9 protein-coding genes and 1 tRNA gene are annotated in these 10,119 nt (G+C 47.7%); 6 read left to right on the forward strand and 4 right to left on the reverse strand.

Features of this window, described 5'->3' with window-relative positions; all coding sequences use genetic code 11:
* Positions 1–91: 91 nt before the first annotated feature.
* From JRI95_14210 to JRI95_14230, 5 genes are all read left to right on the forward strand, one after another.
* The gene (locus tag JRI95_14210; protein ID MBW2062697.1) at positions 92–436 is read left to right on the forward strand and encodes a hypothetical protein; all 345 of its coding nucleotides are present in this window, start codon (positions 92–94) and stop codon (positions 434–436) included.
* Positions 437–759: 323 nt separating this feature from the next.
* Positions 760–1,176, forward strand: a complete 417-nt coding sequence (gene ndk / locus JRI95_14215) for a nucleoside-diphosphate kinase (protein MBW2062698.1) — start codon at positions 760–762, stop codon at positions 1,174–1,176.
* A 21-nt stretch (positions 1,177–1,197) separates the two neighbouring features.
* On the forward strand, positions 1,198–2,214 hold the full coding sequence (gene thiL / locus JRI95_14220; GenBank protein MBW2062699.1) for a thiamine-phosphate kinase: 1,017 nt from the start codon (positions 1,198–1,200) through the stop codon (positions 2,212–2,214).
* 2 nt (positions 2,215–2,216) lie between these two features.
* A complete protein-coding gene (locus JRI95_14225) occupies positions 2,217–3,344 on the forward strand; it encodes a transglycosylase SLT domain-containing protein (GenBank protein MBW2062700.1) in 1,128 nt (375 codons plus the stop codon).
* A 717-nt stretch (positions 3,345–4,061) separates the two neighbouring features.
* On the forward strand, positions 4,062–4,904 hold the full coding sequence (locus JRI95_14230) for a biotin--[acetyl-CoA-carboxylase] ligase (protein ID MBW2062701.1): 843 nt from the start codon (positions 4,062–4,064) through the stop codon (positions 4,902–4,904).
* A gap of 132 nt (positions 4,905–5,036) precedes the next feature.
* On the opposite strand, the gene JRI95_14235 is transcribed toward JRI95_14230, so the two are convergent.
* Positions 5,037–5,351, reverse strand: a complete 315-nt coding sequence (locus tag JRI95_14235; protein ID MBW2062702.1) for a hypothetical protein — start codon at positions 5,349–5,351, stop codon at positions 5,037–5,039.
* A gap of 365 nt (positions 5,352–5,716) precedes the next feature.
* Between JRI95_14235 and JRI95_14240 the strand changes: the two genes are divergently transcribed.
* Positions 5,717–5,793: transfer RNA gene (locus tag JRI95_14240), tRNA-Pro, on the forward strand.
* Positions 5,794–6,148: 355 nt separating this feature from the next.
* Here JRI95_14240 and JRI95_14245 read toward each other — a convergent pair.
* The 3 genes from JRI95_14245 to JRI95_14255 all read right to left on the reverse strand — a co-directional run.
* Complete coding sequence (locus tag JRI95_14245; GenBank protein ID MBW2062703.1) at positions 6,149–7,420, reverse strand: acyl-CoA/acyl-ACP dehydrogenase; 1,272 nt, start codon at positions 7,418–7,420, stop codon at positions 6,149–6,151.
* Between the two features lie 43 nt (positions 7,421–7,463).
* Positions 7,464–8,693, reverse strand: a complete 1,230-nt coding sequence (locus JRI95_14250; GenBank protein ID MBW2062704.1) for an acyl-CoA dehydrogenase family protein — start codon at positions 8,691–8,693, stop codon at positions 7,464–7,466.
* Positions 8,694–9,449: 756 nt separating this feature from the next.
* Positions 9,450–10,119: hypothetical protein (locus tag JRI95_14255; protein MBW2062705.1), on the reverse strand; the 670-nt coding region annotated here is incomplete at its 5' end.

The following is a 10,119-nucleotide window of genomic DNA, read 5'->3' on the forward strand; positions in this document are numbered from 1 at the left end:
CCCAGGAGAAAAGGAAAGGTAGACACTAAACGAAAACTTCAATCGAGAAGAAAATAGCTCTATTTACAAATACTTACAACCTGACAGCCTTATGGCCTTCTTACGGAACATCCGGTGGATAGAAAACAAGGATGAAAAGCTGGATTGGAATGTTGAGAAAATGAAATTTTCCAGGGGAAAAACCGACCTTAAATACAATGACCTTCTAACACTTGACGGCATCCCACCTGAGGCCTTTGAATATCGCCTGGGCAACCGCTCCGCTCTAGAGTGGATCATTGACCAATATAGGGTTAAAACCGATAAACGCAGCGGCATTGTCAATGATCCGAATCAGCCTGATGACCAGCGATACATCGTCCGGCTTGTAGGCAAAGTGGTTACCGTTAGTTTAGATACAGTTAAGATAGTTAATAGCTTACCCAAATTAGAGTAAAGAAAATAATCCCTGTAAATCTTGTAGGTCAGGGTGGCCCGCAAAGCGGGTCTGCCTGACAATATTAACTCATTCCCGCGAAAGCAGGAATCCATTTTCCCGGTTTCTGCCGTCCAATACCAGATGCTTATATTTGCCCTTTACAAATTCCTGTCTTTCAGAACCGTTTTCCAGAACATCCTTGCCCAATAAGGGGCGGTGGGTTAAACTAATTACTGTAGTTTTTAGAGGCCTTCGTTTTGCTGCTTTATTTTCAGGACTCAAGGCAAATATGAGCAGATCAGGCTTGAGTTGGGTCATGCCGGAAAGGAATGAAATCTCAAATGGAACGCACACTATCCATCATCAAACCCGATGCGGTTTCTCAAGGAAAAATTGGTGAAATTATGGCGCGTATCGAGGCTGAGGGTCTTAAGATCAAGGCCATGAAGATGCTGCGTCTGACTAAAAGAGAGGCACAAGGCTTTTACGCCGTACACCAAGGCAAGCCTTTTTTTGATCCCCTGACCGATTTCATGAGTTCAGGGCCGGCAGTGGTGATGGTTCTGGAAGGTGAAGAGGCCATCAGTAAGTACCGAAACCTGATGGGCGCTACGAATCCCAAAGATGCCGCGCCCGGGACCTTGCGGTCGGAATTTGCCACTGACGTTGAAAAAAATGCGGTCCACGGCTCTGATGCGCTGGAAACGGCGTCTTTTGAGATTCAATATTTTTTTAATGAGTTAGAGATAGTCAATTAGGCAGAATCGGACCAAAGGCGCGTGACGAAACTCAAGGATATCGGCGAACTGGACCTGATCAAGGGGCTGGCCGAACGCTTTCTATCCACCGGGTCAGAAGTGCTCAAAGGCATTGGCGACGACTGTGCCGTGCTGAGGATCGGAAACGAAGCTCTCCTTTTAACGACCGATATCCTGGTCGAAGGTGTTCATTTTACAAGGGATAACCTGGACCCGGCGATGCTGGCGCAAAAGCTTCTGGCCATCAATCTTTCTGATATAGCGGCCATGGGGGGTCGCGTCAAGGCGGGACTGCTTACGGTGGCCCTGACGCCCGAGACAGAGCTGGCGTTCTGGGAAGCCTTTGCCAGCACCTTGTATGACGAATTCAGAAGCCGTCATATAGACCTCCTCGGCGGAGACACCTCGTCCTCGCCCGGCCCACTGATTTTTAATCTTGTATTATTGGGCCGGGCCGATCCAAAGAAAGTTCTTTACCGATCCGGCGGCCGGGCCGGTGACCTGGTTTTTGTTTCGCGTCCTTTAGGCGACGCCGCGGCGGGGTTGGCTCTTCAAGATCAATCAGCCCCGGAAGTTGACTTGGAGATTCGGGAGTATTTACGGAATGCCTTGGAATCTCCCCGAGCCGAAGAAGAATTGGGCCTTCTTTTGGCTGAAAGCGGCCTGGTGACGTCCATGATTGACGTCTCTGACGGCCTGGCAACAGATTTGAATCATCTCGTCGAAGCCAGCGCTTTGGGGGCTGAAATTTTTTTGGACGACCTGCCTCTTTCAAAAGAAGCTCAAGCACTGGCCAACGAATTGAATGTGGACCCGATAGAGTGGGCGCTCTTCGGGGGTGAGGACTATGCCTTGCTCTTCACCGTTCCTGGATCCAGCGTGGAAGCTCTGCGCCAAATGGTTCATGAGGGTCTGGATCGTGAAATATGGCGTGTGGCTCAAGTAACGCCCAAGCCTGGGTTGTTCTGTTTGTCAGAAGGGCGGTCCAGACCTCTAACCAGCCGGGGTTATGAACACTTCCGGTCAAAGGGAAGTTAAATATGTTTCGCTTTTTTTCGCTCTTTCGCTTCGTACCGGTCTTATCCCTCCTGATACTGCTTCACCTTTTTGGAGGATCGGCGGCAGCTTCCGAAACCGGATCGCCTTCCCAGTGGTTCATTAGAGGCGATTATCCACAGCCGGTACAGGTTTCCCTGTGCGGGGAGAGGATGCCTCTAGAAAGCCGTCAGGTCTGGGAGATGCTGGATCGGGAATTCACCATTCTTGTTTGGGACCGGGCCCAGGTTTATATGTGGCTGAAGAGAGCAGGCCGTTACTTCCCGTTCATCGAAAAAAGCCTGGCCGAGGAAGGGCTGCCAGACGATCTCAAGTACCTGGCCGTGGCTGAAAGCGCGCTGATTATTGACATTCGCTCCAAGCGCTCAGCCTTAGGCATCTGGCAGTTTATGGCTGCCACCGCTCGCCAGAACGGCCTGCGGAAGAGCCGGAACATGGATGAGCGGCTCAGTTTTGAACTGTCAACCAGGGCTGCCTTGAAATACCTGAAGCGCCTCAAATCTATCTTTGGGACCTGGGCTATGGCTCTGGCCGCTTACAACTGCGGAGACGCAAGATTAAAAAATGAAATCAAGGAGCAGCAAGTCAGTGATTTTTACCGACTTCGTCTGCCAAAAGAAACGGAGCGTTTTATCTACCGTATATCTGTCATCAAGATAATTTTGGAACATCCTGAGCGGTATGGCTACCGGTTGCCTTTGGATCGCATTTATGAGCCTATCAAGGCTGAAAGGCTGAAGGTTAATCTGCCCACCCCTCTTCACATCACTAAAATCGCCAAGACCCTGGGGACTGACTATAAGGTCCTGAAGGAACTCAACCCCCACATCCTGGGGCGTTATTTCCCGGCAGGCAAATACGAAATCAATGTGCCATATGGGCACGGCGCCAAGTTATCGTCTCACCTTAAAAAGGCCGTACGCACTCCTCCAAGTTTCAAGACCGGGCAAAGGCAAGGAGACTTTTATGTGGTGCAACCAGGGGACACCCTGAGCCAAATCGCCCGGCACACCGGCATTCCCATTGACACGATCAAACGACTCAATCGTCTTAAAACCTCCTGGATAAGGGTAGGCCAGAAACTCCGACTTACTTCTTTGAACAAAGATTGAGCCATCAATCGCGCCTGCGAATCTTTTTCTTTATTTTCGTATAGTTTCATTACATTTTATTCTTGACATTATAAAAAAGTTGATGTAGCAACTATCACAATTTGCGGCTAGGGGTTGAAAAGGCTTCTAAAGAAGTGAATTTTTTCTTGACATACAACATGTTGTAGAAGTAAAATAAACATACACTAAATAACCGATTGGCCGGTTCATAGGCATATTAAAAAGAGTAAAATAAATAAAAACCATTCACTGCGGCCCAAGATTTTTGGGTCTCAGTATATTAAGACGTGAAAAGAGGGCAGGTTTGACTCTGCCTTAAATTATGGGACCTGAACCGTTAACTTTTGGAAAATTAAAACGAGTCATCTGATCAAGTACTAATCATTTTAGGCCTAAAGTCGAGGGAGGTATTATCTTAATGGCCGCCTACCGTTTTACTGAACCCTCACCTGTAGAAAAGGAACTCCCCCCTGCTTGTTCCGAGGAGTGCATCTGGTATGAGCCTGAAGAAGGAAAATTAACCTGCGCCAATAGACATGAGATTATCTGCAGCCTGCGCCGTATGGAGATTTTCAAACAAAAAGAAGTAAACTCAAAACCTTAATTTCGTAAAGGCGGCTCCCACCTTAAGATTATTAACGGTTTTCTTAACAATTTCTATCCTCTCATGCCTCTAAAAAGGCGGCCGATAGAAGCGATGGTCAATTCTTCTGTCTGATGCACCCCAATGCAAAAAGCTCCATAACCGAACATGTTCTTCGGTCTGCCTTAAAGACTGAAGTCTTAGGCCGTGATCATATTGAGATTCATGAGCGGATTGATTCGACCAATGAGCGTGCGAAAGAGCTGGCTCTGGCAGGGGCAAGGGAAGGGACGCTTGTCCTGGCCGAGAGTCAAACGGCAGGGCGGGGCAGACTTGGAAGAATATGGCACTCTCCGCCTGGTCTGAATATCTATTTATCCCTGGTTCTTAGGCCTGAACTTCCCCCTGCCCGGATATCCCTCCTAACCCTGGCCGCGGGAGTAGCCGGGGCTTCAGCCATAGGTCGTATTATCGGTCAGACTCCATCTGTCAAATGGCCCAACGATCTACTGCTTCAAAACAGAAAGATCGCCGGTATTCTCGCCGAAATGAATATGAAAAATACAAAGGTTCTCTTTGTTATCTTGGGCGTGGGAATCAATGTAAATCTGTCCGCTCACGATCTGCCTCCTGAACTGGCTGCTCAGGCGGGTTCCCTTTTTATAGCTACCGGTCGAACCTGGGACAGGGTGGAAGTCCTGGCTGCCTTCCTCTATGAGATGGAAAAATATTATAAATTTTTAACTCAAAACCGCCATGAGGAACTCCTGAACCAGTATCGTCAAATCTGTCAGACTTTGAACTCCCAGGTTCGTTTTGTTCAACAATCGAATCTGGTAGAAGGAACGGCTATTGATGTGAATCAATCAGGAGAGTTGATAGTTAAGCGAGCCATTGATGGGGAAATCGTTCACGTTAATGCAGGAGATGTTTCACTGCTCTCCATTGCACCCAAACATTTGGCAGATGACTGCTAAGCTTGATGTTGTAAATAACCCCGGCTCCTTTCCAGGCAGCCGGGGTCTTATTACCGGGGCCACAACTAAGAGGCTAAGGCAGAAAATCGTCCTTCCCAGGGCCTCCTGACATGGAAAGGCGAGTCTGCCTCCTTAATCTTCTGCTTTTTCGCTCTCCGGGGGCTTTTTCAGGGCATCCAGTTCAGCTTTATATTTCTCTGCTTCAGCTTTGTATTTTTCCTTTTCAGCCTGTGCCGTATCCGGCGTAGTATCGGGGCTAACCTCGTCCTCGGTCCGGCGGGCGGTGTCTTTCCACTCCTCGATACCTAAATAGGTAGCCAGGGCGCCTCCAAGGATGAGTCCTATGGGAACAATAGCCATCAGAGCCTTGATGAAATATCCCCACCAGTAGATCAGCCCGATCAGGCCAAGAATCAAAGCAATTATTCCACCAACCAACGCACCCATAAGTAATCCTCCTTTGTCTAGTCTCGTTTCTCGTTGATTATTTTCAGCTAATCGGGCCATGGTACCGACCCATTATTTTTAATTATTACCATATCTTTATTAGGGAATCAAGGCAGCTATCATAAAATCAAGCCAGGCAAAGAATTCGTTTCCAGGATGATGATGAGATTTTTAATTTATCAACACGGTTCATCTTGACACCTATTTTACCACAAAGTTTACACTCACTGGATTCAAATCGTGTTTATCACCTCGTAAATACATAATCGTGAAGTCAGACAGGAAAATATTTTCATAGTGCAAATGGCTCCATCTGTAAAGATATTGACAGTAGAAAATGGTCAAGTGTATAGTGATGCTGCAAACGGGACGTGGCGCAGTCTGGAAGCGCACCTGAATGGGGTTCAGGGGGTCGGAGGTTCAAATCCTCTCGTCCCGACCAGTAATTTCAAGGGGTTAGGTCATACGATTTAACCCCTTAAAATTATTTTGATCAATACTTTGATCAATACATCACTTCTTGCAAGGTCGTAAGTTGATAAAGTGATTTACAAATCCTCCTTTGGTGGAAATATGGACGACCATCTTTCTAATCCATTCAGTGAATTTCCACCATTATATCAAATATTACAATAGTTTACAAGACTTTTAATGCGCTTTTTCCATGCAGAGGCCTTACGACATATACCGCTGCCCTCTCAGCGAAGCGGTGCTCATGAGTCAGAGTAAACAAAAATTTTTTTAAGAGAGCTTATAGTATAAGCCGTTGGTTCTCTATTTACCTTCAACTCTTGGTGTTATTTTTTTCCTTCTTTCTCTTCCCAGCGCTTCTTCCAGGGCTCCCAGTATGGTATCTGTTCTTCTTTGGGAATGTCCCAAAGACCAACGGCCTTGCCTCTAAACTTCTCCGGGCCAGGCCACTTTTCTATCTGCCTGGCTGCCTTCTCCAGGTGGTAAGCCGAATCACCCAGGTAGAGCTGCTTGGTCTTAGCCCTCCTCGAGTAGAGGGGAAGGACGCCCTTGTCCACGGTGTAACCAACACCGGCAAGAACCTGATGACCGCGCCAGCACGCCCTCTCGTGCGAATCACTGGTCCAGGCTTTGGCCATCGCCGCCTCCATATCACACGGTTGACCCTCACTGATTTTCCAGACTGCCTGACCGGTAAGCCATCTCGCGGCATCAACTTCGCTCAAAAGAAAAGCACAGTGATCCTGGATGTATTGGTTAATACCTATAGGCATATCAAACTGGATTCTTGTTTTGGCATAATCAACGGTGATCTCTAAAACACGCTGGCCAGCGCCCACCATCTCCGAGCAGAGCAGAACCGCTCCCTTCTGCATCACCTTTTCCAGGGGAGGCCAGCCCTTATGTAGCTCGCCTACAATATTTTCTTTGGCCACCCTTATCTTATTAAAATTAACCTCGCTCTGCTTGTCACCCGCTGTTGTTTCCAATATCTCACAGCTTACTCCGGGGTCGCTGGCATCTACTAAAAATAAGGTTATATCATCCTCAGGATTTGCGCTGTCTCTGGTTTTGGTTACGCACAATAAGTAATCGGCGATATGAGCGTCGTGAACGAATAATTTTGTGCCGTCGATGATATAATCATCCCCGTCAGGGGTAGCACGAACATTTACGCCTTCAGCTTCCCAGGCCTTGCCGTCAAAACTTGATTCAGGTTCTGTCAGGGCCAGAGAGAGAATCAGGTCACCGGCGACTATTTTTGAGAGCAGGTCTGCCTTCTGCTCCTTAGTGCCAGCTTCCAAGATAGTCAGCCCGCAGAGAACCACAGTTGAAAGATGAGGGCTGGGAAGCATCGCCCTCCCCATTTCCTCATAGACGACAGACAGATCCGCGAAGCTGCCTCCCTTGCCATTGTATTTCTCGGGGTATACGAGTCCCAGCCACCCCATTTCGGCCATCTTATTCCAAAGCTCTGGAGAAAAGCCTTTATCACCGTCCTCCATTTCCCTCACAAAACTCTCAGGACATTCCTTCTCCAGAAACTCTCGAGCCTCTTTTTGAAGCTTTGCCTGCTCTTCATTAAGAGAAAAATCCATAACCTAACTCCTTTCGAATTAAAAATTCAATCTTGTTGAACAGCTATTTCTTTTCTCCCAGCGCCTTGGCAATCTGTTTGTTAAATTTTGCTGGCACCCTGGGCAACCCTAACCCCCGCCCGGCGAGGACAATTTTATTTACTTCAAGTGTTCCGGCCGGGTGCACGCTTCGGGCTATCTGCCATCTGCGCTCCACCTTTCCGGCGAACTTGGCCCATTTCGAACCGGTGCGAAGCTGGCCGTATAGTCCCATGATATTCATCATTGTTTCCGGGTGCTGGGTGGAAAATATCTTGGTAAAAAAGCCGCTCAGGTCATAGGGTTTTGGACCCAATTTTTCCCTCTCGGAAAACCACCACACCGCGTGCCAGGCAATGAGTCTTTGCACCTCTATATCAATAGCCATCTGCGCCACTGACCTTCGAACCTCGGGATCTTCCATTAGCGGCTTTCCGTTCCTCATTGTTTCCTTGCAAAACTCGACGAACTCCTCCAGGCTTCTCTTGGCAGATGCCGGTCCCCCGGTACCGCTCCGTTCAAACTCAAAAGCGGACATCGCGTGGTAGAAACCCCGGTTGAGCTCACCCAGCAGGTTTTCCTTGGGAACTTTCACGTTGTCATAGAAGATATCGACCTGCGTCCCGAAACCCATGCTGCCCAAGGCCCGGTATGATACGCCAGGGGCGTCTCCCGGTACAAGAAAGAGGCTAATGCCTCTGTGTTTAGGTTCGGTATCCGCGGTTCTGGCTAAGGTATAGAGATAATCGGGTTTAACATACGTCGTAATAAAAGTTTTTTGACCGTTTAGAACGTAGTTGTCACCATCCTCCACAGCCCTAAGCTGCTGATTGGCCTCATCTGAACCGGCCTCAGGTTCGGTAAAAGCCTGATTCCATACCGCCTCCCCTTTGGCGATTCCAGGTAAAAACTTCTTTTTTTGCTCCTCAGTGCCAAACACCTGCACAGCAGGCCCCGCTATATGCAGACCTGAAAAGTTCGGCCACCTGCCGCCGGTGCGTCCCCATTCCTCTTCTACAATCCCTTGTTCAATGGGGCCGAGACCCAGGCCGCCTGTTTCCTCAGACCAGCCCGGTGTTAAATATCCCTTCTCACCTGTTTTTTTCTGGAAGGTCATCCAAAATTCAGTTTGTTCTTTTGTTAAAGAAAACATTGTCTCGACGCCCGGCTCAAAATCTTCGGGCATCTCGTTCATAAAGAAATCGCGAACATCTTTCCTCAACTTTTCCTGCTCTTCCGTAAATCCGAATTCCATACTTGATCCTCCTTCTTTAATAAAAATAAAACGGTGTCAAATATCTGAACCAAGGCCTTAAGATTGATCAGAGAATCTGTTTTGTAAAACCAAAGCAAATAACATCTACTAAAATGTTCATGTGCCAACCAATGCTCTCAAAATCCTTCTTGAAAGTCAAATTATTTAGAACTTTGGAAAAGGGAACAAACATCGTACCCCCCTGGTTAAGGTCTGGCTCTGGTCGGGCATCTCATTGATAGAATTTTCCCCTTGACAGACGCTTTTTCATGGGTGTGATATGTCTGACTTTGGATTCATTCTCTCTGAAATTACAATGGCCAGCACGGTGTAGACAAATGTTTGCCTTTGTTCTTTTATTTTTTATAATTCTCTTTCCGATGCCCATCTTCAGGTGATCTGGCAGCTAGAAACAGGACACCAAACGGCATAGGGATTTAAATGCCTCCCAAAATGAGTTCTGTGACCCCTATGTGACCCCTTTTAGGACAACACACAGCGCAAGCATCTGATATTATTCACATCAAGCACAGTATGCTCAAACCGCCTGAAAAACCAGGTGATTTGAGATGCGTAATAATATTAATAAGTTATGTTTGATTTTTCCCAAAGATCCTACTGAATGGGGTTCAGGGGGTCGGAGGTTCAAATCTCACCGTTTCCTTTGAATGCTGTTTTGATTGTTTTAATACTTTAAAGTAAAACAAACGGGCCGGGATTTACCCGGCCCGTTTGTTTAGTCAATGGAGCCAGGCCCTAGCCTTCCAGCCAGGCCTCACGGAAGGCTTGCATGCCGTAAAAATATTTAAGTGGATTGAAATTCTTAAGCTTATCAGACCACATGGTGGCGCCTATCTGGGTCATGTAGGGAATTAAATAAGCCTTTTCATTGCACCTTAAAACCACCTTTTTAAAGGCCTCTCGCCTTTTCTTAATATCTATGGCCTGGCTCGTATCGTCCAGGAGCTTATCCATTACCGGATCCTTGATCCCGGTCACGGGCGCGTGACCTAAATAAGGCTTGGCCGGATCAGTATGAAGAGCTTGATGGTAGAAGTTCATGGGGTCTTCTTTGGCCAGGTTCCAGACCTGCATCTGATAGGTGTATTTACGCAAGGCCATCCAATACTGCACTCCGACTAAAGAGGTGATCTTAATCCGGAAGCCGGCCTGCTTGCCCCATTGCTGAACTACCTGGGCCATAAGGTCCAGCCGGGGGAAAGGCGGGGTTATCCTGAGTTCCACGTCAACCCCATTGGGATAACCGGCTTCTTTGAGCAGTTGCCTGGCTTTCTCGATATTCTGTTTTCGACCTTTAATATCCTCATAGCCCCAAGGGAAGAGGTCCGGATGAAATCCCTGAGCCATGGGAACGCCCAGGTTGCCATAGAGCGTTTTGGCCAGTGTTTCCCGATCAATGCAATAA

It is taken from the genome of Deltaproteobacteria bacterium, assembly GCA_019308995.1.
GTDB lineage: Bacteria > Desulfobacterota > Desulfarculia > Adiutricales > JAFDHD01 > JAFDHD01.

What these genes read in the sequence shown, in the direction of transcription:
- JRI95_14245 (MBW2062703.1), bottom strand. Translation starts at nt 7,420, where the DNA reads ATGGATTTTTCTCTTAATGAAGAGCAGGCAAAGCTTCAAAAAGAGGCT.
- JRI95_14250 (MBW2062704.1), bottom strand. Translation starts at nt 8,693, where the DNA reads ATGGAATTCGGATTTACGGAAGAGCAGGAAAAGTTGAGGAAAGATGTT.
- JRI95_14235 (MBW2062702.1), bottom strand. Translation starts at nt 5,351, where the DNA reads ATGGGTGCGTTGGTTGGTGGAATAATTGCTTTGATTCTTGGCCTGATC.
- JRI95_14225 (MBW2062700.1), top strand. Translation starts at nt 2,217, where the DNA reads ATGTTTCGCTTTTTTTCGCTCTTTCGCTTCGTACCGGTCTTATCCCTC.
- ndk (MBW2062698.1), top strand. Translation starts at nt 760, where the DNA reads ATGGAACGCACACTATCCATCATCAAACCCGATGCGGTTTCTCAAGGA.
- JRI95_14230 (MBW2062701.1), top strand. Translation starts at nt 4,062, where the DNA reads ATGCACCCCAATGCAAAAAGCTCCATAACCGAACATGTTCTTCGGTCT.
- JRI95_14210 (MBW2062697.1), top strand. Translation starts at nt 92, where the DNA reads ATGGCCTTCTTACGGAACATCCGGTGGATAGAAAACAAGGATGAAAAG.